Here is a 26055-nt window from a genome sequence, read left to right as displayed (position 1 = left end):
CGCTCGACTGTGGCCATCCATGGCCACAGACGGTCCCTGAAAGCGATCCCGGCAGATTGAGCCCGTATATGGGCATAGCCTGTTGACAAGAAAACATGAAAGGAAAGCGCAATGGCTCTGGTAAATGTTGATAAGAAAAATCATGTTTTGCTGATCGGACTGAATCGCCCGGAAAAAATGAACGCCATGAACCGGGCCATGTACCACGAAATCGCTGCCGCCTATTACCAGCTCCAGAACGATCCGGAGCTGCGCGTGGCAGTGATGTACGCTGAAGGTGACCACTTCACCAGCGGCCTGCAACTGGATGACTGGGCCGGCGTGTTCGCCAACGGTAAAGGCATTGAACCCGGCGAAGGCGAACTCGACCCCTTCGATATTACCGGCGATAGCCTCACCAAGCCGGTGGTCTTCGCCGCCCAGGGCATCTGCTTCACCTGTGGCGTCGAGATGATGCTCAACACCGACATCCGCGTGGCCGCGAAAGGCACCCGCTTCGCTCAGTTGGAAGTGAAACGCGGCATCTTCGCCTGCGGTGGCGCCACCATTCGCCTGCAGCGCGAAATCGGTTGGGGCAATGCCCAGCGTTACCTGCTCACCGGCGACGAATGGACCGCGGAACAGGCTTACCAGTGGGGCCTGATCCAGGAACTGGTTGAACCCGGCGAACAGTTCAACAAAGCCATGGAAATCGCCGAAAAGATTGCCAAAGCCGCACCTCTGGGCGTTCAGGGCAGCCTGAAATCGTCCAAGATTGCCGTGTCCGAAGGCCAGGAAGCGGCCAAGGAACGTCTGTTCCCGGAACTACGCCCGGTCATGGCCAGCGAAGATGTCAAAGAAGGAATCCAGTCATTCCTGGAGAGAAGAGAGGCGGTGTTCAAAGGCAAGTAGCAGGATTGTCCTGTTAATCGAGATTTAGTCCTTAGCGAATCGTCGAATCAGCGACTATCCCACGGAAGCGAAAGCGGCGGGTTGGGGCCACCCTTCCGGGAGTGTGCGCAGCAGGGATGCTGCGCTCAAGCCCCCATGGATGGGTTCACGGCGTCTCCCGGAAGGGTGGCCCCAACCCGCTGCCGGCACCATAACCGACAGGCTAGGCCCGGCAATCAAGCCAATAAATCAGTCAGATCTCAGGCAGCTTCAGACTCAGAAGCAGAGTCTGCCCCCCGAGCCGCAGCCTCCGCCGCCACTTTCGCAGCGTAATCCGCATACTTGGCCATCAACTCCTCCTTGCGATCAGGGTCCCAGTTGATCTTCGACAGATCCCCTTCATAGTGGTCAATCACCCGCTTATCCATCGTCTCGTACCACCACTGGGGCAGGTAGGCCGGCAACAACATCGATGCGTACCCTCCTGGCAATTGCGGCGCCTTCTCAAAATGGCGCAAGGCCTGGAAACTCCGGGTCGGATGGGCGTGGTGGTCAGAATGCCGTTGCAACTGATACAGGAACAGGTTGGTCACAATGTGATTGCTGTTCCAACTGTGCTCCGGCTTCGTGCGCTCATACTTGCCATTCTTGTCCTTCTGCCGCAACAGGCCATAGTGCTCGATGTAATTCACACTCTCCAAAAGACTCGCGCCATAAACCGCCTGCGCCGCCAGGAACGGCACCGCCCTTGGGCCACAGACCAGCGTCGTGGCGCCAAAGAACCCGGCCGTCATGGCCCAACCCTGTAGCAGTTCGTTATCAAAACTCCAGAAGCTCTTACCCTTGCGTTCCAGCCGAGCCTTTTCGATCTTGACCGACGACTTGATGCCGCCGAACACGGTTCGGGGCAGGAACTTCCAGAAACTCTCGCCCATTCGGCTGCTGGCGGGGTCCTCAGGTGTGGCTACCCGCTTGTGATGACCAAAATTATGTTCAACCACAAAGTGGGTGTAGGCGGTGGGAGCCAAGGCGGCCATGGCCATCAGTTTGTTCAGTTTATTGGACTTGTGGCCCAGCTCATGGGCGGTGTTGATGCCTACCCCGTTGATGGCGCCTACGGTCAGGGTCAGGCCGATCTTGTCCTCAAGTGGTGTGTTTTTCCGGCTGGCCAGCCAGGCGCCCATGAAGGTCATGGCGTACTGGGTGGGGATAAACGCCTTCACAATACGGTCGTAATACTTGTCCTGCTCCAGGGTCTTTACCGCCGATTCAGGAGGATTGCTCTTGTCTTCACCGATCGCCCGGTCCAGTGCCGGAATAATGCCGTGCACCAGTGCCGGCCCGGTCCAGGCCAGAGCCTTCAGTCGTTTCGGGGCCAGGGCATAGCCAGTCAGAGCGGCAAGGCCAATGCCTGGAAGCGCAGGCCCCAACAGCCACATATAGCGCTTGGGATCTTTCCAGGTCTCGGCCTTGGTGGCGGTGTCTTTTGAATCCGATGCCCCGGTTTTCCGGGGCGCGGCGACCTGGTGCGTGTCGAGCGAGGATTTCACTTTGGCGTTCATATGGGCTCTCCGTGGAACTCGTTGTGTTTGTTTGTTCAATGTATGTCGGACAATCTGGCAATACAACAAGTAAGAGAGTCTGGTTAAGCGAACTGGCCTCTAATGACAATCAGGCTCCAGCTGGCGAATCCAGAGCTTGTGGTCCAGACTTTTGGAAACAAAAAAAATAGGGAAGCGTCGAATGAGTGCCATAAATCCATCTCCGGCCACTATGTCCTGGACGTTGCAGCACCGGCTCCAGGAATACGCGCGCGCCATGAAGCTGGCAGAAATCATCTATCAGGACCCGAATGGGCAGGTCTGCGTGGTTCACGGCGTTATCCGGGAAGTGCTTAGCCGGGCCGGGCGGGATTTCGTGGTGCTGGGAAAAGGACAGGTGGTCTCAGCGGACCACATCATCATGATCGACGGTGAGCGGTTAACGAAAGGGTAATCGCCCGGTAATTGCTATTGACCGCGGGCTGCCTCTACTCTGTTGGCGTTGTACACATATACCGACAGAGGGACATGTTATGAATAAGTTTACCTTGAGCGCACTCGCACTGGTTGCCACGCTTGGACTTTCTGCCTGCAGCTCCGAGAGCGATGAAGGCGCGGATTTTGAAGAAGCGGGTGAAAATGCCGAGGAAATGATGGACGACGCCGCTAACGCCACCGAAGAAACCTGGGAAGAAGCCACGGGTCAGGATGAAGGCGTGATTGGTGAAATGCAGGAAGGTGCCGAAAACGCTGGCGACGAGATTGAAGAAGCCGCGGATGAAGCGGGTGACGCCATGGAAGAAGCAGCGGACTCCATGGAAGAAGGCTACGACGAAATGACTCAGTAATTACTCGCTTCAATAGTGAAAAGCCTGGCCAGCACAGAGTCTGGCCAGGCTTTTATTAAGGTCTCCTTATCCCACCATTAAAGTGCGAGCTCCCCTCCATCTTCGCGGTAGATAACGATAGTAGCTGAACGTGGCCTATTGCCAGCCTCACCGAATGCGGTCGCATCGCGGGAAGTGGCAGGCCAATTACTTACGTCGGTGTTGAAGGCCTCTTTAGAGCCGCCTTCTCCGGGATGCTGGATGTTGATGAACATGGAGCGAGCGTCCGGCGTCATCGAGATGCCGGTTATTTCGCATCCATTTGGTCCAACAAGGAATCGTTTCAACTTGACCGCATCTGCGTCGCCGCCAATGAAAGTGTTTACTGATTCCTGGCCGTTGTTGTCAGATGTCGTGACCGTAACGCTTTCGCCGTCACCTACTCTGCCAGGAATGGCGACCAACATCTGGTTGTTCGTTTTGCTGCGAATCCCGGAGGAGCCGTCATCAGTCTGGATCCACATTACACCGCGTGGGTCGATAAAAAGTCCGTCCGGGCTTGAGAACTCGTTGTCTGGGGTGAGGCCAGAAACATTGTAGTCTGCGGAAGCATCGGCACTCGAGCCAAAAAGGAAAATGTCCCACTCAAAAGCGGTGGCGGCATGGTTTCCGTCTTGCTCGCGCCAGCGAATGATGTGGCCGTTGGAATTTACCGCACGGGGGTTTACTGCATCCAGGTCAGTGGACGGACGGTTGCTGGGATTACCGTTGGTCAATGTCAGATAAACATCGCCATTGGTGGGGTGCACCACTGCCCATTCGGGTCGATCCATTGGCGTTGCGCCCAAGACGTCGGCTGCCAGGCGGGCGCTCGCTAGAACTTCTGCCTCAGAGGCAAAGCTGTACTGGTAAGTTGTGCCGTCATCATTGTAGGTGTGGTCGCCGTTGAGCTCCGGATTGGAAATGGTCAGAGCCTTCCAGGCACCGGTGCCATCATCATTGAATACCGCAACGTAGAGTGTGCCCTCATCAAGGTATTTGTCGCCTGCCGCCAAACCACCATTGCGGTCGGACTCGGTCCACGCTGTTTTCGATACGAACTTGTACATGTACTCGCGGCGAGAGTCATCGCCCGAATAGATAACGATAGGGGCACCTTCTTTCGCTGGTGCAACCCAGGCGCCTTCATGGGAAAAACGACCCAGTCCTGTTCGTACCCTGGGCTTTTGTGTAGGGCGGAACGGGTCAACTTCGGTCACGTAGCCATGAAGGTTGGGTTCATAGCGGAAGTCCTCGGTTGCCGTTGAGCCGCTGGTGTTTACGCCAAAGCGCTGATATTGATCCCCTGGCACTTCATCCCATTGGCGGTATGCCCAGCCATTTCCACTGATGCCGTAACGTGCGAGCCAGCCCTTCTGCTTTTCGGACAGGGCATCGACATTGCCAACGCGAAAATAAGCGTACCAGTTTTCTTCTGCTGCGAGATACGTGCCCCATGGGGTGTAGCCGTTGGCACAGTTGTTCATCGTGCCGTAGCGAGTTGTTCCGGTTGGCGTCAGTTTGGTTTTGACGAAATCTTCTCCTGCAACAGGCCCTTGCATCTGCATTTCGGTGAAAACAGTCAGGCGACGATTGTAGGGTGAATCCGTGATGACGGACCACTTACCGTTCTCCTTACGAATTTCGACACAGGAGACGCCGTGCCCGTTCATCTCACGGTCAACGATTTTTTTGAGCTCTTGAATGTCGTTGGCGAAAATGGCATCTGCTTTGGCCGTCGCAGTCTCATGCAGCGTGTTGTCTTCAAGGTTTTCGTGGTTAAGAACCAGAATTCCTCGGTCGGACGCCTCGGGATCGTACTGTCCTGATGCATTCATGCCGAAGAAATGCATGCCGTCATGCTCATCGCCTGATCGACTGTCATAATCAACATCGGTTCCGTCGTTTTTGAAGGGCGCCAGGCCGGAGAACAGGGGGTCGCCTTTGGCGTAGAGAACGTCAGCTTTATAACCAGGGGGTAGAATAACCCGGTCTTCAATTCCACCCGGGATCGAAGAAAAACCCAGTTGTGTCGGGTTCATCGTAACAGAGTCCGGACTCGTGGCAGGGCTGTTTGAACTGCTGCTGCCTCCGCAGCCGCTCAGGCCCAATGAGCCAAGAACACCCACAGTGGCTGCAGACGCTGTACCAGTGAGCAGTTTACGTCGCGAAAGACGCGCTTTGATCACTTCATCAAATGGCCGATTGTTGCTTCGATTGCTGTCTTCGACTGGATGATGTCCCATTTTACTCTCCTTATGTCACGACACTGAATGGAGGACGTTTCGATTTGCTGACCAAGACGGTCGGCAGTTCGACGAAGAAAATAAGGATCGCCAAGGTAAGTGACAGTTTTGATTCAGATCGGTGACATATTGAAGAAGAAACTTTTGCAGTGGACCTATAGCCCTAAAGCACCTTGTGAGTGACGCTGAAAGGTAGCTACCGCAAATAAAGAAAATCGAGGGGCGGCCGATAGCTGATAAACACACTAAAGTAGCAGTTATTAACCCATATCATTTCTTTACTCTCAGGGATGGCCTGCAATAACAACATGCTTGCGTTAGCAATGATAAAGATGAGGGCACCATGGGTTTACTCGATCGCACTGCAATTTTATGGGGGGTGGGCATTGCTGTTGCGCTCGGTATTGCCTGCATTCTGGTGGCTCCGATGATGGGGCTCGATGCCGCGTCTCTGTTGATCGGACTCCTGGTTGGTCTCGCCGCCGCGGCCGGCTATCTGATATTGAGGGTGCTGGAACCAATAGAGCGTGGGATTAACGGCCTGAATGATGGCTCCCTGGCTGATAACCACCCGTTGCGGGCTCAATGTGCGCAGCTTCTGGCCGATGCCCGGGCTGGCAAGGCCCTGGTTGAAACGCTCTCGGCCAGTGCCGACAAGAGTGCCATCTCGGCCGCCGAAGTCTCGTTTGCGGCGGATCAGGTGAAGCAGCGCCTGGACAGACAGGTGGAAGAAACCGCCCAGATGGCCGATTACGCCGGCCAGATCACGGAATCGGTTCGGGAATCATCGGAACAGGCCACCAACGCCGCCACCATGGCATTGCAGAATCGCGAAGTCAGCGTGGAGGGGCGTCAGTCATTGGTGTCGGCCATTGAAAATGTGCGCCTGGTGCATCAACAGTCGGAAGAGAACCTCAGGTTGATTCAGGCCCTGCACGAAAAATCCGGCAAGATCCAGGGCGTGACGTCCACCATTCAGGGCATCGCCGAGCAGACTAATCTTTTGGCACTGAATGCCGCCATTGAGGCGGCCCGAGCCGGTGAACAGGGCCGCGGGTTTGCGGTGGTGGCCGATGAAGTCCGGCAGTTGGCCGGGCGCACTGCCCAGGCCACCAGTGAAGTGGCGGACACCCTCGACGAAATTCAGAATGACACAACCAAGATTGTGTCCCGCATTGAATCTCTGGCGAAAACCGTGGAAGACGGGCTAGCATCTGTAGAGAGCGTTGGCGGCCAGCTGGATCAGATTCGGGATCAATCCGACCGGGTTCAGCAGCAGGTTGCCCGTATTGCCGAGATTGACCAGAACAACGAGCAGAGTCTGGCCCAGGTGTTTTCGGCTATTGAGTCTGTCCGTGACCATATATCCGAAAGTGATACCAGTGTGGCATCGCTGGCGGACCAGGCTTCCACGTTGATGGAGCTGGCGGAGAAGGCGAATGCTGCCTTTGCGCTGAACAGCAGCGAAAGCTACCACCGGCCGTTTTATGAGAAAGCACTGGAAGGGGCGCAGCAGATTGGCCAGTTGTTTGAGGCGGCAATTCGAGAGGGCCGTTTGAGTGAAGCGGCGCTGTTTGACAAAAAGCGAACACCGATTGCCAACACCCAGCCCCAACAGTATTCCAGCAGCTTCGATCGGTTTACTGACCAGATGTTTCCGGCAATACAGGAGCCCATCAAGAAATCCCATGAGGCCATTGTGTTCTCCATCGCCTGCGCGCCGGACGGTTATGTGCCTACCCATAACAAGGATTTTGCCCACCCGCCGAGTGGTAATCCGGAAGTGGACCTGGTGAAAAGCCGCAGCAAGCGACTGTTCAATGACCGCACTGGCATACGCTGCGGGAGTCATACCGAAAGCATGCTGCTCCAGACCTATCGCCGGGACACCGGTGAGATCATGCACGACCTGTCGGTGCCCATCTATGTGAACGGTAAGCACTGGGGCGGTTTCCGGGTTGGGTATCGGCCGGCGGGGAATTGATCGCACTGGGCTCCAGCCAAGGCTGTGATAGACTGCCAGGGACGTAACAAGGAGAACACCTGTGTCCGAAACCGAGTATATCCCCGCAAAACCTGACGGTCAGCAATCACAGGAGCCCAGCTCTGCGAGGAATCTGGCGGTGGTGGTTTACATCCTGCAGGCGTTGTCTTTTTTCCTGGGGGGGCTGACGGCACTGGTGGGCGTGATCATCAACTACGTCAAACTGGATGATGTCCGTGGTACCTGGATAGAGCCCCATTTCCGCTGGCAGATCCGCACCTTCTGGATTGGTTTGCTGTGGACAGTCATCGGGGTGATTACCACCATGCTGATTGTGGGCTGGTTTATTCTGCTGGGTATTGCGATCTGGGTGATCTACCGAATTGTCAAAGGTGCCCTGGCCCTGAACGATGGCAAGACCCCGATTTAACGGGGTCTTGATGGCTCAGTCTTCCGTCACTTCTTCAAGGCGTAATGCGCTCAGCATGCCCGCCAGCCCCATCAGTCCCAATACCAGAATCACCGCCACGTCCGAAATCATGGAAATGGCGGCTGTGAACCCCCCGGTTACCAGCAGCAACACACCGATAACGGTATTGCTGACCGCTGTGTAGTCTGTCCGTTTGTTGCCTCCGGCCATATCCACCAGATAGGTTTTGCGCCCCAGGCGCACGCCGGCATGGGCAATACTCAGCACAAAAAACGCGACCGGATAGAACCAGGCACCGCCAAACCCGGGGCCCAGCACCAGTGCCAGAACACCAACCACCAGGCAGACCGAGCTGGCCATGGCGGCACCCCGAATCATCACTCGGCGGCTGGAGGTGTCGGCGGCCCAACCCCAGAAGCTGGCGCTCAGGGAGCTGGCCAGACTGCTGGCGAGCAGAAAGACGCCCAGCATCCAGCCAATATCGGATTCCTGTTGGGCGAGCACCACGAAATAGGGAGACGCCAGAGCCGAACACAAAAGCAGTGCACGAGTGATGACAAAATGCCTGAAGGGCGCATCGTCCCGTAGCAGCGACAGACTTTTAAAAGCCTCGTTGATCGCGTTGCCACCGCCCCCTGTTTCCCCGGCATACTCTTCCACATTGGCAAACAGAACCCCGGCAATCACCCACAGCGTAGCTGCCAGGAGCAGCAATGTGGTGTAGAACGCAATGCTGGGGTCGCCCCGATCCCAGAACAGCAGTCCTGTGAGCACCACCGTGGCGGTGCCACCAATGGTGGTTGCCAGCCCAGACAGCCGGCCCCGGCGGGTTTTGGGGATACACTTGCCCTGAACGTCTTTCATGGAGACCGAGCAGAATCCCCGGGCCAGTGAAAACACAATAAGCGCCGCGACAATGCCGCCACCGGCCGCATAGCCTTCAAGAAACCACACGCTTGCCGCCATCGCAGCCACGCTGACGGCCTGCCCGAAACTGCCCAGGGTCCAGAACCATTTGCGCACCGCCTTGCGACGCACCCAGGCGGCGATCACCATCTGCGGCACCATGGAGCCGGATTCCCGGATAGGCACCAACCAGGCTACCAGAGCCGGTGCGCCAACGGCACTCATCAGCCAGGCCAGCACGGTCTTGGGGCTGATCAGCAAGTCGCCGAGTTTGGTGAGCACATTGCTGAACAGAATCAGGAAGAAGTTTCGGGGTACTTCCCGACAGGCTTCCTCCGGGATGTCTTTACAGACCCGTGCGTCCTCTTCGTTGGCAATCAGTCCGTAGAGCTGGTCGATGGTGTCGGGTTTGGTTGCTGGCAAAGGGCCGTCCTCCGGAAAAATGTTTGCCAAGCATACCAGTTAGCTCGGGTGTGCTTAAGCGGGAGGACCAGCGGTGCCGGTCAGACCAGGTGGTGGTCCCACTGTACCGGTAGCCGCGCGATGTCTTTCGCAGGTTGTCCGGCGCTCAGTTGCACCAGTCGGCCCTGTCCCGAGGACACCAGGAAATCGCCTCCTGCCAGAGTCTGAATGCCGGCGCAGTCAGTGATGCGGGCTTTGGCAACCAGCTCCCCGGTCTTGCCGCGGAAGACAATAGCGGTGCCGCCCACGGGGGAAGCGGCGGCGATCAGGTCGTTTTCAGGATGGGCCACCACGCTGGCGATGTAGTTGCCGAGAGCGGCCTGGGTTTCCGGGTCAAAGCGATATTCCCGGAGTTGCCCATCTTCTATGCGCGCCAACAGCGGAGGTCTCTCGTAGAGGGGGCCCTGGTACTGGTAGGCAACATAGACTTTGCCTTCGGTACTGACGCTGACGTGGCGGGAGCTCTGCTGGTGGTGGGCAGGGGTAAAGCGGCCAACGATCTGGCCGGACCGGCGGTCCATCAGAATCAGGGCCGGTTGCATGGTATCCAGATTGAGTTTGATGCGGTCGTAATCAGGGTGGGTCAGAATGCCGCCCAGGCCGATGACCAGAGTGTTGCCGTCCGGATGCAGGGTAAGCTCATGGGGCCCGATGCCGGCCAGTTCAAAGGTGTCCACCCGTTTATAGTCCTGCTCGGCATCGTAGACGGCGACAATGCCTTCGCCGGGCTGGTAGCGGCTGGCCGTGGCGTAGAGCCACCGGCCATCAGGTGAGAACACGCCGTGGCCGACAAAGTGTTCGCCTTCCGGGGCCATAATGCGGTGTCTGCGTTGCCCGGTTTCTGCATCGAAAACATAGAACGACCAGCCCGGTCGGCGCTCAAAAAACAGAGTATCTTTTCGGCCGGGCCGGTTACAGCCGCTGTGGCATCGGGTGTCTACCGGCGCCTGCCACTGAACGTTGCCGGATCGATCAAAGGCACTCACGCCAAAGCGTCCATCCGGCAGGCCAACCGCGCCGGCATAGCGTTCGGGCTGTGGGCCGGTTTTGCGGGGGAGCAACGAGCAGCCGGTGAAGGTGGCGGCCATGCCTCCGGCGACGGTGGCTTTGATCAGGGTTCTGCGATGGATGAGCATGGGTATACCTGTTCAGTCGCCGTCACTTGAGTTGAAGCCACGCACTACGCCAAGTGCCACGGCGGCTTCGTCATTGATCAGCGTTGAAAGCTGGGAAACATCCACAAAGAGCCCTTGCAGAATGCGGAACCGCTCATCACTCTCCATGAGCGTTGCCATGGCACCATGGGCTTCCGGAAAGTTGTCAGCCACTTCCTCAAACTGCCTCTGAATGCGCTCTGCCAGTTCGGCCTCGCCGTCGGTTTTCAGTAAGGTGATCAGTCCGGGAAGGTAGAATTTCTCGAGCCCTGCCACTGTTGCTTCCACCGCCATCAGACTCTGGCCACTGCGCCAGGCATCGGTGATGTAAGGATTGCGTTTGCCATTGCCCCTTAGCCCCATGGGCTGCGCCAGCCGGCGCTCTTCCAGTATTTCAAGCGCCGTCATGCCGGCTTTGATGGTGGTGTCGCGGTATGGCCCGGTGTCCAGATAGTGTTGTTTGAAACTCGCCCAGCTGTCTGCGAGCCCCCGGGCATTACGTGCCATATGCCGGGTGACCGCCGAGAGCACCTCACAGTTTTTGGCTGCGGGCAGGGCGTTCTCCCCACTGTTGAGTTGCTCGTCGAACAGCAGGTATTCGGCCATGGGAAAGCCCTGAACCGCCACCCCGGATTGGTTGATCACCTCGGTGTTAACGGGGGCTTCGGTGCCAAGCAGATACCGGGCCTTGCGAGCGACCAGGTTTTTCGGGTCCGGCCAGAACTGGAATTGCCAGGACAGGTTGTTGTTCTCCACCGGGCCGAAGTCAACAAAGCGGACCCGCTGCCAGGCCAGGAAGGCATCGAGCCAGGCATCGTTCAGGGCCGGTCGGCTGTCGGACGTCGGTGCGTTGCAGTAGCCGACCGCCGCCGATGCCAGTTGTTCGGTTTTGGTTGCCAGCGATTCGTAGCCGTTTTGAATTGCGCCATGCCACTGTTCGCGGGCCTGGGTATCGGCGTTGGCCCCGAGTGCCGCCGTAGTGCAGACAAGCAGGGCGGAGGCGAAGAACAGTCTGGTGATCGGTTGCATAGTGGATCCTCAGAGTGAATTCAGAAAATCGATCAGGGCGCTGCGCTCCGACTCGGCCATCTGACGATAGCGGTCAGCTGCCGGCCGGGCTTCGCCACCGTGCCAGAGAATGGCTTCTTCCAGCGTGCGGGCGCGCCCGTCATGCAGAAAACCGGACTGGGGGTTAACCACCTGGGCCAGGCCGATGCCCCAAAGCGGTGGCGTGCGCCACTCGTTGCCGTCAGCGAGGAACTCGTCCCGGCCGTCTGCCAGGGCCGGGCCCATGTCGTGCAGTAACAGGTCGGTGTAGGGCCAGATGGTCTGGTTGCTCAGATCCGGGCGGTCGGCCACTTCTCCGGTCTGGTATTTCGGGGTGTGGCAACCGGCACAGCCGGTTTCATTGAACAGCCTGGCGCCTTTCTGCACGGATTCAGCGCCCAGATCCCGACGGGCAGGTACCGCCAGACTCTTGGCGTAGAAGGTGACAAAGTCGGCGACCTTGTCGCTCACTTCGGGCTCACCACCGTGAGTAAACCGTTCGCACTGTTGTTCCGGGGTGCAGTCGGTGGTGGGTTTGATGGACGATGTCAGGCCCATATCGCCGGCGAAGGCGCCCATGCTTTGCTGGTGCACATCCGGTTCCGCGGCTTTCCAGCCAAACCGGCCCGGCAGCGTTTGCTGGCTGGCGACATCCCACACCTGATTAAGCTTGCCGGAAATCCCGTTGTTGTCGGTATCTTCCGGATCGGCCAATGCCTCAAGATCGGCAATAGGGATGGCTTCCAGCAGTCCCATGCCGATCATTTGTGGTGCCACCCGGGGAGAGACCAGCAAATTTGCCGGCATAGGACCATAGTTGGGGTTCTCGATGCGATATTCCGGTTTGCGCAGTTCAACCACCGTTCCATCCCCAAGTATTTCCTGAACTGGCTCCCAGTCAATCACCAGATCCGCTTCCGGTTTTGCGGCCGGCAGGGCCGCAGTCTGCAATTGACTGCCGTAGACCGGTGCGGGTTTGAAACCGTGCTTGCGCAGGAGTTCTGCATCCTTGACCGGATCGGCGGGTACTGCCAGCCGCAGGAACAGGGAGACAGGCGGTTCATCAACGCCGGGCGGGTGTCCACGGCCATCCTTGATGTGACAACCCTGGCAGGAGTTGGTATTGAACAGGGGGCCCAGGCCGTCCCGGGCATCGGTGCTGGCCGGTGCTTCCACCCAGGGATTGCGGAAGAAACTGTTGCCAACGCTGAAATCCAGGCGTTTGGTCATGGACAGGTTGCCCTGGGGCAGCGAGTAGGCGTTGGTGTCGGCCTGATTGACCGTGCCTTCACCGCCTGTGGCCGGTGTAGTTTGTATCGGGTAACCAGCGTGAGTCTCTGCAATCAGGGGTTGAGTGCTGAAGGCCAGCGGCAACAGACAGAAGATGAGTGCTCGTTTCATAACTACTCGCGTTTCAGAATGGAAGAAGCCATGGAAAATCGACCTTCGGGCATAAAGGAGGGTTTTCCATGGCTTGTTCTTGTTAGCAGGATACCGGGAGTTTCTATCTCCCGGTATCCGCTTACTGCAACCGGATCAATCAGAATGAATGGCCGGCGTCGTCCGGGGACAGGGCTTGAATGCCCAGTTGCCGTGCAGCCTGCTCGATAGAGCCGGTCTGCTCAACCAGGGCCATGATAGCACCGTTGATAATGCGGGTGCCTTCCGCGTTGCCCGGGGCGATCATGGTGTCAAAGGCCATCGGGTTCTGGCTGCTTTCGGCGCGGGCTTTCATGAGCGCCAAGGCTTCCATTGATGCGTCCAACTGACGGTTCAGGCGAGCATCCAGCTCCGGGTTGGTCTGCTCAACCAGATCAGACAGGGACGGGCCTGAAACCACAGAGCCATCTACGCGACGATAGGTGCCGGTATACACGTTCTGGATGCCCTGGCCGTTGTAGTAGTGCGAGTTGTGGGTGTTATCGCTGAAGCAGTCGTGTTCGTCCTCATAGGAGTTGGCTTCCAGGGCAACTTTCATGCGCTCACCGGCCAGCTCGCCGAGGGACAGGGAACCCATACCGAACAGCATTTTCTGGATGCCCTCGTCGGCGTTTGCGGACGTCAGCTGGGAACGGTAGTTGTCTGAGGTGCCCGGGGCCCACTGGGCAACCATCCACTCCAGATCATCGACCAGCAGATCAGTCACGGCATCCAGGTACTGGGCACGGCGCTCACAGTTGCCGTTGGTGCAGTCGTTGCCTTTGGCGTAGTCAGTAACCGGGCGCTCGCCTGCGCCACCTTCAAAACCGTGCAGATCCTGGCCCCACAGCAGGAATTCGACCGCATGGTATCCGGTGGCTACGTTGGCTTCGGAACCGCCCACTTCGTTCAGGTCAGCCAGCAGTTCGGGGGTGAGTGTTGCCACATCCAGAGTTTCCCCGCCGACGTTAATGCTGTTGCTGGCAACGATGTTGGCGGTTGCACCGGCATTACCGAGTTCGTGCTGGTAGTCGTCGGCTTTGACGTAGTCGATCAGGCCTTCGTCCAGTGGCCAGGCGTTCAATTGGCCTTCCCAGTCATCCACGATGGCATTGCCGAAGCGGAAAACCTCTGACTGCTGGTAAGGAACCCGTGAGGCCAGCCAGGCTTCTTTTGCCGCTTTGAGGTTGGCTTCGGTGGGGTTGGCAATCAGACGGTCAGTAGCCTCGTCCAGCGCACGCGCAGTAATCAGGGCATCCTCGTAGGTGGCATGGGCCAGATCGGCGTAATGGGTTACCACCGATGCTTTGGTGGCCTGCGCACTTTGCTCGGCGGACCAGGGCGCGTTTGCGCAGCCCGCGGTAAGGGCTGTGGCAATGGTCAGTGCCAATGGGGCTGGGCGAAACAGGTTTTTCATTTCAAACTCCATGTTGATGAGGTCTTTTTGTAAATAAGAAATATTAGCGTTCAGATTATGGGTTTGGAAACCCTACATAGCAAGGGGTTTTTGATATAGGTGATTGTTGGGCCGCTTGCGTGGTCAAGGTGACTGCGGCTTAATGGGCTCCTGATTCCGGGAGCCTTTTATGCTGAGTTATCTTCACGCCTTCCACGCCGGCAACTTTGCCGATGTTCAGAAGCATGCTGCACTGTCACTGGTGCTGGCCATGATGCAATCCAAGAAATCTGCCATAGCCTGTTTTGACACCCACGCGGGCAGCGCCCGTTACGATTTGGGCAGCGAGCGGGCAAGAAAAACCGGCGAAGCTGATGCTGGTGTTCAGGCCTTGTGGCGGATCCGGGAGCAACTGGCCACCGGCGACTGGCAGCCGGTTCTGGAGGTATTGGCGCGGTACAACCCAGGCAATGGGCCGCTACGGACGTATCCGGGCTCACCGGCATGGTTTGCGGAATTTTGCCGTCCGGGTGATTCCGTCACCGCTTTCGAGCTGCACCCTTCTGAAGAGCGTCAGCTGGCTCAGTGGGCGGATGAAGTGGGGGTGAAGGTGCGCCATGAGGATGGCCTGAAAGGGCTCCTGAATTGTCTGCCGCCGGCACAGCCGCGACTGTTGGCGCTGATTGATCCTTCTTACGAAATCAAAACCGATTATGAGGCCGTAGCCCGGACATTGATGGCGGCGTGGAAAAAATGCCGTCATGGCGTCTATCTTATCTGGTATCCCCTGTTAACCAGTGGTCTGGAGCAACAGCTGATGGATTCGCTGAGGGCGTCCGGTTCAGTGCGCAAGATTCTTCAGTGCGAGGTTATGCTGGATCAGCCGCCCGAACGGGGCATGGTGGGTTCCGGCATGCTGATTGTGAATCCACCCTGGGGGTTTGATGAACGCTTTGCGGCCATGATGTCGGATCTGACCGGCCCGGGCCGGCTCGGGCTGTCGCCCTCCATGGACTGGCTGGTGCCTGAATAGGCCCGGAGTATCGCCGTTGACTGACAACAACCAAGCTGATCACCCATGCCTGCCTGGCGGACTGATTCCTCTGGAGCAATGGCGGGTTCCGGAGACCTCCGTCCGCAGAACCATTCGCAGTGGTCTCCGGGATATTCTGGATCAGTTAAAAGCAGGCATTCATCCCGACGAACAGGCGTTCAGAAGTCTGGATGATCTGCCTAACCTGTCGGAACGCCAGATTCAGGACTATGCCCCGGTACCGGATCGTGAAGAACTTGCCCGGGCTTTATTGAACGAACTGGAACAGTTGCGCCGGTCGGGCGGGCAGTCACGCAAGACCAGTTTTCTGGTGGCACCACCATTCTCAGGTATTGCCGAAGCGTTGCGGGCCTCGGGTCGGCGGGTGATCGCCCCGCCGGACAATCTGTTAATGCCTGAAAGAGACATTACCGGCTGGTGGGATCACCAGCTTCAGGACGATGACTGGGTAATACCGGAACTGGCGGATTTCTGGCTGCGACACCGGTCCGGTCTTGGTTTGTTGCGTGAATTATTCGCGCGCCTTGCGCGGGATAAAGTGGGTGAGGGCATCATTGGCTGTTCCGGCTGGTGTTGGCAGTTCTGGACTCAGTATCTGCCAGAGCTCCACCTGGCGCCATTGACCCCCAGCCCTTTGTCCGGGGATCGTCTTACCAACTGGCTTGGACATCTGGCGGGGGAGCGCCCGCAAGGACCACTGACGGCGAGAATGACCCAGGATGGCCTGTATGTACTGCCGGCGCCAACCGGGGACGACGAGCGAAAATACAGCCTGTTTACCCGGGATCTGGCCACTTTGGCTCGGGGAAATCCGGGCGTTGCCCTGGCTATCTGGCGCCGAACTCTTCGGGCACGGCCCGAGGACGAGGCGCAGCAGCAAGGGGAAGAGGATGCACATCAAGATGGCCGCCAGTGTTGGGTGGCGCCGCTGGATCAGCTGAGTTTGCCTGCCGTGCCCCAGAGTTCAGCCCGGCAGTCCGGCTACCTGCTGCATGCGTTGTTGATGCATGGCGGCCTGAGCCTGGGGCAGCTGGAGCTGACTTCGGGGTTGCCTGGCGAGGAACTGCGGATAGCGCTGTCCCGGCTGGAACGAGCCGACGTAGTGACTGGCGATGAGCAGGAAGGCATCTTTCGGGTGCAGGCATTGGCGTATCCGGCCGTCCGGCGGTATCTGCAATCCAAAGGGTATCCGGTGGACAGCTTCTAGGAGAAACGGTTATGGGCGATTTCGGTATCAAGGACGCGCTGTCTTCAATTACCTCCGAGGCTTTGCTGGAAGCCCTGGCGGTCATTGTTGCGGCTTCGTTGCTGATTCTGATGGTTCAGAAAGCAGTTCCGGTACTGGCTGCGAAACTATCGGGAAAACCGAGGCTCTACCTTCTCGCATCCGTTCCTCTTTTCCGGCTTCTGGTCATTGTTCTGACCATCATTGTGGTGGTGCCCATTCTGGTGGAGCCCTCATTCGAGAACATGATTGCTATCTTCGGTGCCCTGGGTCTTGCCTTGGGTTTTGCGTTCAAGGACTACGCCAACAGCCTCATTGCAGGTATCGTTACGCTCTATGAAATGCCTTACCGACCGGGTGACTGGATCGAAGTGAACGGTCGCTATGGTGAGGTGCGAAGTATCGGTACCCGGGCCGCAGAAATCGTGACGCTGGATGATACCGTGATTGTGATTCCCCACAGCCTGCTGTGGAATACGCTGCTGGCCAATGGCAATGACGGCACCGATAACCTGATGTGCGTGGCCGAGGTTTTTCTGGACCCGAACCACGATGTCGGCCGGATGCTGGGCCTGTTCCGGGATGCGATCTTTGCCTGCCCGCTCACCAAAACCTACCAGCCGGTGCTGGTCACGGTTGCCGCACGGGAGGCCGGTATGTGCTATCGGTTGAAAGCCTACCCGCTGGAGCCCAGAGATCAGGCGCGTTTCATTTCAGACCTGACCGCAAGGGCCGCGGAGATCTGTGGTGACGAGGGTGTCCCGATGGTCTCCTACCCTTATCTGCAGGCTCAGAAAGCCTGATCCGGGCAGGGCTGATCAGTCACCCGCAATCGACGTTGCCCGCTGAATCAGCGCCTGGCCTTTCTCTCCGGTCAGTTCGATAAAGCGTTGCCGGGCGGGCAGGCTCGCATCGCGGAAGGCCGCCCTTTCATCTTCCGTCAGCCGTACGACCCGGATACCGCCCTGTTCCAGTATGGTCTCCAGCCGCTCCTTGTTCAGGTCCTCCTGGAGAGTCCAGGCTTCCTCGGATAACTGTGCAATGGTTTCCTCCAGCCATTTCCGTTCCTGCGAGGGGAGTCCTCCGAACCAGTCCTCATTGGCCACAACAGATGCGATAAACCGTGAGGCCCTGGCCATGGTCATGACGTTCTGGACTTCATGGAACCCCATTTCCTCAATAGCAAACACCGGGTTGCTCTGGCCGTCGATGTTGCCGAGCTGGAGATCGCTGTATACCTGGGCGAAAGGCGTCTGTACGGGGTCAGCACCATAGCTTCGGAAAGCCTCTGCTGCGGTTTCCGAGGTCATGGTGCGAAATCTTAACCCCTGGAAATCGGCGGGGGTTCTCAGGGGGTTGTTGGCCGTCCAGGTCATCCAGCCTTCCGGCACGAACCCCAGCAGTTGCAGGCCAGCGTTGTGGTAGGCCGGTTCAAATGCGGAAATAAACTCGGGCGCCTCCAGAAGGCGACGGGCCGGTTCCTGTTCTTCCGGAAGCAGGAAGTGAAGATTAAAAAGGCCGGTTTCCGGAACGGTATCGGCCAGGTGGCCGGGCGAGGCAAAGGCCAGGTTGACTGAGCCGTTGCGAGTCAGTTCTGTCAGTTGGGCCGAGGTGCCCAAAGAGCCATAAGGAAAGACATCGACCTCAATCCTTCCAGCAGACAGCGCTTCGACCTGTTCCCTGAACTGCTGTGCGTAAAGATGCTGAACACTGCCTTCAATCTCTTCCAGGGCAAAGCGCCAGGTGACCGGATACTCTGGTTTGCCGTCCGCCGAACTCTGCGCGGCTGACGAGGAGCCATTGTCGGAGCAGCCGGTCAGCAGCATCACTGCCGCAGTGGCAACGAGGCTGAAGCTGAGAAGCGGGTGGCGTTTGGTCATTGTATTCAGGGCTCCAGAATCCGGCGCATTTGAGTCTAGAGGGAAAAGGTAACACAACAGACCGAGGAGAAAAGGCCGATGTGTAAACGCCAGACGAACAGCCACAAAAAAGCCCCGCCGAAGCGGGGCCAGACGACGAACCGGAGGCAGGAAATTTACATCAGAGCGTCAACGCGGTTGCGTACCTTCGGCTCACTGCTATAGGCGGTGGCAATGGCGTTATAGGTGGGGATATCGATACCCACGTCTTCGATCACCGAGACCATCTCGTCGTTGGCTTCCATCTGCAGTTCCTGGGCCTTCTGCTGAGACTCGGCTGATTCGATCTTCTCGATGTATCCTTCGCGCACTTCCATAACACCGGATTGTGCCTCAATGAATTGTTTCAGCTCAGCATCGCTGTAATTGGTGCTTTGGCTGCCTGCGGCGGCGGGGTTGCTGTAACCCGAGCCCTGTTCGGCCGGGGCCGGGTTCTGTTGTGCTATCACCGGTGCGGTTGCCAGCAGTGCCAGAGATGCGGTGATGGATACAAGCAGTTTGTTCATAGCTTTACTCCTGGTTTTAATGAGGCCGGCTCGGTCGTCCAGCCACAAACTTGTGAATGTCGATGTGACAGTAGCGATTCCCGTGCCAGGTTTTAATTTCTCTATAAAGTCAATAAAAACAGTGGTTTATGGGTTTTCTATGGTTAAAGCTCAGTAATCTGTCTTGTGGCAAAATGCCACATGTGGCAGAAAGGCTGTGACATTTCTGCAGAGTGGTGTTTATGGGAAAACGGGTGGGAGCACTGTTCCGGTCGCTGCAATTAACGTTGGTGCTCAGTATTGTAGTGCCGCTGCTGCTGTTCAGTGGCATTGCTATCTACATTGGCATGGGGGCGGTAGAGCGCGCTCTGAACGATCGCCTTCGTGAAGACCTGGAACTGGTGGCGCGAGCGGTCAGCGGGCCGGTGAGTAAGGCGCTGGCCGAAAGCGATGAACTGGTCCTGGGCGAATCCCTGAAATCCATCTTCCAGATCGGGCGCATTTCCGGGGCCTCAGTGTTTGATGCCGGGGGTGACCGGGTGGCCAGTCTCGGTGTTGCTGACTCCGATGTCACCAATAGCGCCAGCGCCGAAAAGGCAATCGCCAGTGGTGAGCTCGGGGGCGCGTTTCGCTGGGTGGATGGCGAGTCGGTGTTTTCCCAGTTCACGCCGCTGGTTGCGGAAGACGGGCGGATTCAGGGTTTGTTGCAGGTAACGCGGCAACGCAGTGATTTCCATGATCTGGTGGCCACCAGCCGTTGGTGGGCAGTGGTGATCTGGTCGATGATTGCGGCCACCATCATCCTCGTTGTCGTTCTGGGGCATTACCGCACCGTGGGGCGACATGTGAACCGTTTGCTGGAGAGCATGGCTTCTCTGCAACCGGGCGCCTGGCGGTTGGAGACATCGGAGGCAGGGCCACAGGAGCTGCGTCAGATTCAGCAGGGCATTCGTGCTCTGGGCGAACGAATGGCCGAGGCCGAGGCGGAAATCGAAGACAGGATTGCCCGGGAACGGGCCCTGGCAGAACAGCTGGAATACCAGGAGAAAGTGGCGATGATTGGCCGGGTCGCAGGCGGGGTAGCTCATGAGCTGGGGGCGCCTCTGAACGTTATTCAGGGCCGGGCCCGCATTCTGGCCAGGGCCGGGCTGGAGCAGGAGCAGCAACGGCATCTGGATGATATCGAACATCAGGTGGACCGGATGACCATGATTATCCAGCAACTGCTGGACTGTTTCCGGCATGTGCCCGAGTCCCGGCGACCCGTAAACCTGGCAGACATTCTCGAGGACGTCGTTACCCGCGCCCGTGAAGACAGGCGCTGCCAGGCGGTTTCGCTGCAAGCCGACGCTTTTGACAGGCCGATGCCGACACGGGCGGAGCCGCTCCGGGTTGGCCTGGCGTGTCTGAATGTGGTGAGAAATGCGTGTCAGGCTGGCCGGGAACAGGTCGCGCTCTCTGTCGGCGAGACCGGGGAGTTTTGGGTGTTCCGGGTCGAGGACGATGGCCCTGGTATACCGGCGGAGCATCACGCCAGGGTTTTCGAGCCGTTCTTCAGCACCCGCCCGGCTGGCGAAGGCACGGGGTTAGGGCTGGCAGTGGTTCAGAGTGTCATGAAAGAACACGGGGGGGCCGTTGAGGTGATTGATAGCGAGTTGGGTGGTTGTGGTATGGCGCTGTATTTTCCGAAAGAGGTGGGGCAATGAGCAGCCGGCCTGTCACGATCCTGCTGGTCGAAGATGACGCCAGCCTTGGCCAACTGCTGATGGAGGAGTTGGAAGTGGATGGATACCGCGTACGCAGGGTCAGTATGGTGGCCGAGGCGCGGACTGCTCTGGCAGACGAACGCCCGGGCCTGATCGTGTCGGATCTGCGCTTGCCCGATGGTGACGGTCTGGAGATTCTGTCGCTTCAGCAGGCCGAGCATCCCGGTATTCCCTTTATCGTGATTACCGCGTTTGGGACGGTGGACCAGGCGGTCGATGCTTTGAAGGCCGGCGCTGATGATTTTCTGACCAAGCCGCTCTCAACGGATCATCTCCGGTTAAAGATCAAACGGTTGCTGGCCCAGGCGGATCTGAACCGGCAGTTGGCGGAGTATCAGTCCGGGCGCGGCGGCGATGAAAGCATGGGCTTGATCGGCGGCAGTGCGATGATGGATCGCCTCAGGTCAGACATTCGCCAGGTTGCCCGCAGTCAGGCCGCGGTTCTGATTAATGGCGAAAGTGGAACCGGGAAAGAGCTGGTTGCGAGGGCAATCCACCAGCAAAGTGAGCGCTCAGCACGGCCGTTCCTTGCGGTGAATTGTGCCGGTATACCGCGAGACTTGATGGAAAGTGAATTCTTCGGTCACGAGGCTGGTGCTTTTACCGGTGCACGGCAGGCCCGTCGGGGGCTGTTTGCAGAGGCGAACGGTGGCACCTTGCTGCTGGACGAGATTGGTGAAATGCCATTGGCTCTGCAAGCCAAACTGCTTCGGGTGTTGCAGGAGGGCTGCATCAAACCAGTGGGAGCTGTCCATGAGGAAATGGTGGATGTTCGCATTCTGGCGGCAACTCATGTGGATTTGCTTCGGGCTGTTGAGCAGGGCCATTTCCGCGAAGACCTGTATTATCGTCTCGAAACCCTGTCGTTAACGGTGCCTCCCCTGAGGGAGCGGGATGAGGATGTTGAATTGCTGGCCATGCATTTTCTGGGTGAGGCAGCACGTCGTCACAGCCGGGGGTTCCTGAAGTTCAGTGACGTTACGTTAAGGATACTCCGCGATTATCCGTTTCCGGGCAATGTGCGTGAGCTGTCCAGTGCGATTGAGCGGGCGGTCACTTTTTGTGAAAGCGATACCATACAGCCCGAGCATTTGCCCGAACGCATCCGGAAGCGCCAGGGCGGGATTGTTCAGGCTGCCGTTGCCGCTTCGCCCGGGAAACTTTCCGAATGGCCCACCTTGGAGATGCTCCAGCAGGATTACGTGCGCCGGGTCATGGCTGCCGTTGATGGTAATAAACGCCGGGCGGCCCAGATACTCGGCATTAATCGCAGAACACTGTATCGCTGGCTGGAGTCGGATTTGGAGCATGGGCATGACTGATCAGAAACAGGCCATGATGTACGGCCTTGCCACGGTGCTGCTGTGGTCGACCGTTGCTACCGCCTTCAAATTGTCACTGGCGGATCTTGCGCCGGTTCAGATGCTGCTGGTGGCCTGTACCGCATCCATCGTCGTGATGGCGGCTATCCTCATGCTACAGGGGTGCTGGGGACTGGTGTTCCGTTTGCGGCGGGGCCAATACCTGCAGTCCATGCTGATGGGGCTGATCAATCCCTGTCTGTATTACTTTCTGCTGTTTGGCGCGTTCGACCGTCTGCCCGCCCAGGAGGCCCAGCCTCTGAACTACACCTGGGCACTGGTGCTGGCCTATCTGTCGGTGCCGTTTCTGGGGCAGAAACTGCGCAGGATCGATATTCTGGCGGGGTTGGTGTGTTACGCCGGAGTGGTAGTGATCGCCACCCGCGGTGCCGTAACCTCGCTCTCATTCTCGGACCCCCTCGGTGTCTCGCTGGCGTTGGGCAGCACGCTGGTTTGGGCGTCTTACTGGATTATTGCCACCCGGGATACCCGGGACCCGGTGGTAGGCCTGTTTCTGAATTTTCTATTTGGACTGCCGGTCATTGTGCTGGTGTGCTGGCAGACGGCGGGGTTGGTCATGCCGGTCGGGAGTTCGATGGCCGCTGCGGTTTACGTCGGCGTTTTTGAAATGGGCATAGCCTTTGTGCTGTGGTCCCAGGCCATGAAAAAAGCAGAAAACACCTCGAAAGTGAGCAATCTGATTTTTATCTCGCCTTTTCTGTCCCTGGTGTTTATCTACTTCATTCTGGGCGAAGTTATTCTCACCTCGACCTACGTCGGGCTGGTGCTGATCATTGCGGGATTATGGCTGCAGCAGAAGAAAGTCCGTGACCGGGAGCAGGCGTTGAACCATGGCTGAGAACTGGTATCTGTACCTTGTTCGCACCGCATCGGGTAGCCTCTACACCGGAATTGCCACAGATGTGGAGCGGCGGTTTGCCGAGCATCAGGCGGGGGCACCTAAAGGTGCCCGGAGCCTGAGAGGTAAAGGGCCGTTAACCCTGGAGTTCCATGTACCTGCCGGCGACAGGAGCCGCGCCTCCCGACTGGAATGGCAGGTCAAGCGCTGGCCCAAGGTTCGAAAGGAAGCTTTGATCCGGGGTGTCGTCAGGCTTGAAGATGATGCCTGATGTGGCGCCCGGCAACGGCCAGTGCTTCTCTGGCCCGGTCAAGCTGCGCGGCGTGCACCTGGAATACATGCCAGAGATTGTTGTAGATCTCCAGCGTGGTTTCCACGTGTTCCTGTTTGGCCGCCTCCGCTAATCGACGGGCGTCGTTGAGCAGAACTTCCTGGCTTCCGACCTGAATCAGCAGGGGAGGCAGGCCACTCAGGTCGCCGTAGACAGGCGACACCAGCGGGTGCGTCAAAGGCACGCCGTTGGCATACATTTTCGCGGCTTTGAAGGTCCAGGCAGCGTGCAGGACCGGTTCACATTCCGGAGTGTAAAGATCCTTTTCTGACAGATCTGTCCAGGGCGAGAAGCAGGTGACGGATGAGGGTAGTGGATGACCGTGGTCCCGCAATCGCATGGCCAGTACCACCGACAGACCGCCGCCGGCGGAATCTCCGGCCAGGGCAATGGAGCCGGGGCTTACTCCCTGGTTGATCAAGGCCAGATATACGGCTTCGGCATCGTCTGGAGCGGCGGGAAACGGGTGCTCCGGCGCCAGCCGGTAATCCGGGATCAGTGCGTCGCAGCCAGAGAATTTGGCCAGATGGCCGGCAATGCCCCGGTGGGTATCGGCAGAGCCCATAACATAGCCTCCGCCGTGAAAATACAGTACGGTGCCGCCAGAACGGTCTTTCGGGGAGGCGCGCAGAACCGGTACCTCGCCCAGGTCTTCCCACGCGAAACTGACGTCTTTAGGCGGGTAGGATGTTCGATAAGCTTCCCGGGTGTATCGGCGCTGCACCGATAACGGAAACGCCCGGGACAGGACGGGCTTCACAAAACGGTGCATGGTCCCTCTCAACCCGGCCTCAAGAAGCGGCTGGAACATCTGTGTTCTCCCTTGTGAATGCGTTAGGATGACTGGCATTTATGGATTCATGACAGGCGTTTAACTCTACGTGTACTGGAAAACAGATACCATAGAAATACCGAATTGGGACAGACATTCCCTGCTGGACCGTCTGGAACCGTTTGATCCGTCCGCCAGCCGGGAACTGAGTTCCGAGATGGAGGCGTATTGCCGGTTCTATGGCCTTGATCTTTGGGTTGAGCATCCGGATGTGGTCTACCATCAGGGGTACATCTGTGCCGAGCGGCATGAAGTGATGGTGCATTACTTCCGGCTGCCGGAGAGCGCCAGCCCGAAAGGCACGGTGTTCATTCTGCATGGTTATTTTGATCATGTGGGTCTGTATACCCAATTGATTGACCGCTGTCTTGGTGCAGGCTTCGATGTTCTGGCCTACGATCAGCCCGGGCACGGATTGTCGAGTGGCACGCCGGCCGCCATTGGCAGTTTCCTGGAGTACCAGGCCGTACTGTCGGAAGTAATGGCGAAGGTCAGGGACAAGATTCGGGGGCCCTGGTACGCAGTGGGGCAGAGTACGGGTGGCGCAATATTGATTGACTACCTGCTGTCGAACCACCACAACCGGGAGTCCTCGGCGTTCCGCAAAGTGGTGTTGCTGGCGCCACTGGTAAGGCCTATGGGCTGGCTGGGGGCAAAGATTCTCCACAGTCTGGTCAAACCGTTCCTGACTCGCTGGAAACGGGTATTCGGCCCGAACAGTGGCGATACCCGCTTTCTTCGGTTCCTGCGGGAACACGACCCGTTGCAGGCAAGAGCGGTTCATGTCGATTGGGTGACTGCATTGCGACAATGGGTGCCGCACATTGAGTCGGCGAGGCCGGTGGATTTTCCGGTCACCGTGGTGCAGGGTGAGAAGGATCTGACGGTAGACTGGCAGCACAATCTGAGGATTATCCGGAATAAATTTTCCTCAGTGAAGGAACGAAGAATACCGGACGGTCGTCATCATCTTGTGAACGAAGCGCAGGATTTGCAGGCGACGGTATTCAATACCATTATCGATACATTCTCGGAGTAAGCAGTGGCTGTAGTGCCAAAAGCTCCGGACCAACGATTACAGAAGCGGGAGAAGACAGTGAAAAAGACAATTCTTGCCTTTGCGGTAGCAACTGTTGGCCTGAGTGGCTGTATGACCTATGACCCGTATACCGGGGAAGAGAAAACTTCGAACGCCACCAAGGGCAGTATTATTGGCGCGATCGGTGGTGCTGCTATTGGCGCAGCAACCTCCAGCAGCAGTGATCGTGGCAAAGGCGCACTGATTGGTGCCGCTGGCGGTGCGGCCGTGGGTGGCGGTATCGGCTACTACATGGATCGCCAGGAAGCCCAGCTGCGCCAGAAGCTGGAAGGTACCGGTGTTCGCGTCGTCCGTAATGGTGACCAGATCGACCTGATCATGCCGGGTAACATCACCTTTGATACGGATCAGTCCACCATCCGTTCCGGTTTTACCGGCACTCTTGAGTCTGTGGCTCTGGTTCTGAAAGAGTTCGACAAAACCATCATCCAGATTGAAGGCCATACTGACAGCACCGGTTCAGACAGCTACAACCAGCTGTTGAGCGAGCGTCGCGCGTCTTCTGTTCGTGACTTCCTGTTGAATCAGGGCATTGAGCCCCGTCGTACCCGGGCCACCGGTTATGGCGAGCGCTACCCGATTGCTTCCAACGATACGGCGGCTGGTCGTGAGCAGAACCGTCGCGTTGAGCTGACGCTGGTGCCGATGCAGTAATATCCTGCTCAGCATTCAACAAAAAAAGCCCCGGTTTATGCCGGGGCTTTTTGCTTGTGCGCCAGGCATGGCGCGCAGCGCCTGACTGGCGCTGTTCCCGAGGGTGGTGCCTCGGGATGACTTGGGGGTGAAAGTCCCCTGCACGCCCG

General features: G+C 58.0%; 24 protein-coding genes. 14 read left to right on the top strand and 10 right to left on the bottom strand.

Going from position 1 to position 26055, the window contains the following annotated elements:
- The first annotated feature begins 111 nt into the window (after positions 1-111).
- The gene (locus tag ACSSVV_RS15585; protein ID WP_454106522.1) at positions 112-891 is read left to right on the top strand and encodes a crotonase/enoyl-CoA hydratase family protein; all 780 of its coding nucleotides are present in this window, start codon (positions 112-114) and stop codon (positions 889-891) included.
- A 239-nt stretch (positions 892-1130) separates the two neighbouring features.
- On the opposite strand, the gene ACSSVV_RS15580 is transcribed toward ACSSVV_RS15585, so the two are convergent.
- A complete protein-coding gene (locus tag ACSSVV_RS15580; RefSeq protein ID WP_454106521.1) occupies positions 1131-2432 on the bottom strand; it encodes an alkane 1-monooxygenase in 1302 nt (433 codons plus the stop codon).
- Between the two features lie 181 nt (positions 2433-2613).
- Here ACSSVV_RS15580 and ACSSVV_RS15575 point away from each other — a divergent pair, with 181 nt between their 5' ends.
- Positions 2614-2865: a hypothetical protein gene (locus ACSSVV_RS15575; RefSeq protein ID WP_014422208.1), complete on the top strand. Its 252-nt coding sequence runs from the start codon at positions 2614-2616 to the stop codon at positions 2863-2865.
- Between the two features lie 79 nt (positions 2866-2944).
- The gene (locus ACSSVV_RS15570; protein ID WP_022991456.1) at positions 2945-3259 is read left to right on the top strand and encodes a hypothetical protein; all 315 of its coding nucleotides are present in this window, start codon (positions 2945-2947) and stop codon (positions 3257-3259) included.
- Between the two features lie 77 nt (positions 3260-3336).
- Here ACSSVV_RS15570 and ACSSVV_RS15565 read toward each other — a convergent pair whose 3' ends face one another.
- Positions 3337-5523 carry a PhoX family protein gene (locus ACSSVV_RS15565; RefSeq protein WP_011786284.1) on the bottom strand — a complete coding sequence of 729 codons (2187 nt, stop codon included), beginning with the start codon at positions 5521-5523 and terminating at the stop codon, positions 3337-3339.
- A 343-nt stretch (positions 5524-5866) separates the two neighbouring features.
- Here ACSSVV_RS15565 and ACSSVV_RS15560 point away from each other — a divergent pair, with 343 nt between their 5' ends.
- Both ACSSVV_RS15560 and ACSSVV_RS15555 read left to right on the top strand, forming a co-directional pair.
- Positions 5867-7507: a methyl-accepting chemotaxis protein gene (locus tag ACSSVV_RS15560; RefSeq protein WP_454106520.1), complete on the top strand. Its 1641-nt coding sequence runs from the start codon at positions 5867-5869 to the stop codon at positions 7505-7507.
- A 61-nt stretch (positions 7508-7568) separates the two neighbouring features.
- Positions 7569-7937, top strand: coding sequence for a DUF4870 family protein (locus tag ACSSVV_RS15555; RefSeq protein WP_022991453.1), 369 nt, complete (start codon positions 7569-7571; stop codon positions 7935-7937).
- Between the two features lie 15 nt (positions 7938-7952).
- Here ACSSVV_RS15555 and ACSSVV_RS15550 read toward each other — a convergent pair whose 3' ends face one another.
- From ACSSVV_RS15550 to ACSSVV_RS15530, 5 genes are all read right to left on the bottom strand, one after another.
- Positions 7953-9266, bottom strand: coding sequence for an MFS transporter (locus tag ACSSVV_RS15550; RefSeq protein WP_011786281.1), 1314 nt, complete (start codon positions 9264-9266; stop codon positions 7953-7955).
- Between the two features lie 80 nt (positions 9267-9346).
- On the bottom strand, positions 9347-10441 hold the full coding sequence (locus tag ACSSVV_RS15545) for a DUF1513 domain-containing protein (protein ID WP_022991452.1): 1095 nt from the start codon (positions 10439-10441) through the stop codon (positions 9347-9349).
- A 12-nt stretch (positions 10442-10453) separates the two neighbouring features.
- Positions 10454-11488: an imelysin family protein gene (locus ACSSVV_RS15540; protein ID WP_022991451.1), complete on the bottom strand. Its 1035-nt coding sequence runs from the start codon at positions 11486-11488 to the stop codon at positions 10454-10456.
- 9 nt (positions 11489-11497) lie between these two features.
- Positions 11498-12907, bottom strand: a complete 1410-nt coding sequence (locus tag ACSSVV_RS15535; protein ID WP_022991450.1) for a di-heme oxidoreductase family protein — start codon at positions 12905-12907, stop codon at positions 11498-11500.
- 139 nt (positions 12908-13046) lie between these two features.
- Positions 13047-14342, bottom strand: a complete 1296-nt coding sequence (locus ACSSVV_RS15530; RefSeq protein WP_011786277.1) for an imelysin family protein — start codon at positions 14340-14342, stop codon at positions 13047-13049.
- Between the two features lie 169 nt (positions 14343-14511).
- On the opposite strand from ACSSVV_RS15530, the gene ACSSVV_RS15525 reads away from it, so the two are divergent.
- The 3 genes from ACSSVV_RS15525 to ACSSVV_RS15515 are packed head-to-tail and all read left to right on the top strand — an operon-like array spanning position 14512 to position 17403.
- Positions 14512-15354 (top strand): 23S rRNA (adenine(2030)-N(6))-methyltransferase RlmJ, encoded by an 843-nt coding sequence (locus ACSSVV_RS15525; RefSeq protein ID WP_454106518.1) that lies wholly within the window; start codon positions 14512-14514, stop codon positions 15352-15354.
- Between the two features lie 16 nt (positions 15355-15370).
- The gene (locus ACSSVV_RS15520; protein ID WP_454106517.1) at positions 15371-16582 is read left to right on the top strand and encodes a hypothetical protein; all 1212 of its coding nucleotides are present in this window, start codon (positions 15371-15373) and stop codon (positions 16580-16582) included.
- Positions 16583-16593: 11 nt separating this feature from the next.
- Positions 16594-17403 (top strand): mechanosensitive ion channel family protein, encoded by an 810-nt coding sequence (locus tag ACSSVV_RS15515; RefSeq protein WP_454106516.1) that lies wholly within the window; start codon positions 16594-16596, stop codon positions 17401-17403.
- A 15-nt stretch (positions 17404-17418) separates the two neighbouring features.
- Here the strand turns inward: ACSSVV_RS15515 and dctP are convergent, their stop codons facing one another.
- Together dctP and ACSSVV_RS15505 are read right to left on the bottom strand one after the other, a co-directional pair.
- Positions 17419-18480, bottom strand: a complete 1062-nt coding sequence (gene dctP / locus ACSSVV_RS15510) for a TRAP transporter substrate-binding protein DctP (RefSeq protein ID WP_141067171.1) — start codon at positions 18478-18480, stop codon at positions 17419-17421.
- A gap of 155 nt (positions 18481-18635) precedes the next feature.
- Entirely contained in the window at positions 18636-19025 is a 390-nt protein-coding gene (locus ACSSVV_RS15505; protein WP_454106515.1) for a DUF4168 domain-containing protein, read from the bottom strand.
- 221 nt (positions 19026-19246) lie between these two features.
- On the opposite strand from ACSSVV_RS15505, the gene ACSSVV_RS15500 reads away from it, so the two are divergent.
- Genes ACSSVV_RS15500 through ACSSVV_RS15485 form a run of 4 tightly spaced genes read left to right on the top strand, consistent with a single transcriptional unit; the run spans position 19247 to position 23261 of the window.
- On the top strand, positions 19247-20710 hold the full coding sequence (locus ACSSVV_RS15500; protein ID WP_223268789.1) for an ATP-binding protein: 1464 nt from the start codon (positions 19247-19249) through the stop codon (positions 20708-20710).
- Positions 20707-22092, top strand: coding sequence for a sigma-54-dependent transcriptional regulator (locus ACSSVV_RS15495; protein ID WP_222196920.1), 1386 nt, complete (start codon positions 20707-20709; stop codon positions 22090-22092). The genes ACSSVV_RS15500 and ACSSVV_RS15495 overlap by 4 nt, the downstream gene beginning before the upstream one ends.
- Positions 22085-22990, top strand: a complete 906-nt coding sequence (locus ACSSVV_RS15490) for a DMT family transporter (protein ID WP_454106514.1) — start codon at positions 22085-22087, stop codon at positions 22988-22990. The genes ACSSVV_RS15495 and ACSSVV_RS15490 overlap by 8 nt, the downstream gene beginning before the upstream one ends.
- A complete protein-coding gene (locus tag ACSSVV_RS15485) occupies positions 22983-23261 on the top strand; it encodes a GIY-YIG nuclease family protein (protein ID WP_014422188.1) in 279 nt (92 codons plus the stop codon). The genes ACSSVV_RS15490 and ACSSVV_RS15485 overlap by 8 nt, the downstream gene beginning before the upstream one ends.
- Here the strand turns inward: ACSSVV_RS15485 and ACSSVV_RS15480 are convergent.
- Positions 23239-24132, bottom strand: coding sequence for an alpha/beta hydrolase (locus tag ACSSVV_RS15480; RefSeq protein WP_454106513.1), 894 nt, complete (start codon positions 24130-24132; stop codon positions 23239-23241). The genes ACSSVV_RS15485 and ACSSVV_RS15480 overlap by 23 nt on opposite strands.
- A 70-nt stretch (positions 24133-24202) precedes the next feature.
- On the opposite strand from ACSSVV_RS15480, the gene ACSSVV_RS15475 reads away from it, so the two are divergent.
- Together ACSSVV_RS15475 and ACSSVV_RS15470 are read left to right on the top strand one after the other, a co-directional pair.
- On the top strand, positions 24203-25192 hold the full coding sequence (locus tag ACSSVV_RS15475; protein WP_011786266.1) for an alpha/beta hydrolase: 990 nt from the start codon (positions 24203-24205) through the stop codon (positions 25190-25192).
- Positions 25193-25249: 57 nt separating this feature from the next.
- The gene (locus ACSSVV_RS15470) at positions 25250-25906 is read left to right on the top strand and encodes an OmpA family protein (RefSeq protein ID WP_014422186.1); all 657 of its coding nucleotides are present in this window, start codon (positions 25250-25252) and stop codon (positions 25904-25906) included.
- Positions 25907-26055: the final 149 nt, after the last annotated feature.

This window comes from Marinobacter sp. MBR-105 (genome assembly GCF_053628895.1).
The sequence above is the reverse complement of the archived record's forward strand: the minus strand, read 5'-3'. Positions and strand labels throughout refer to the sequence as shown.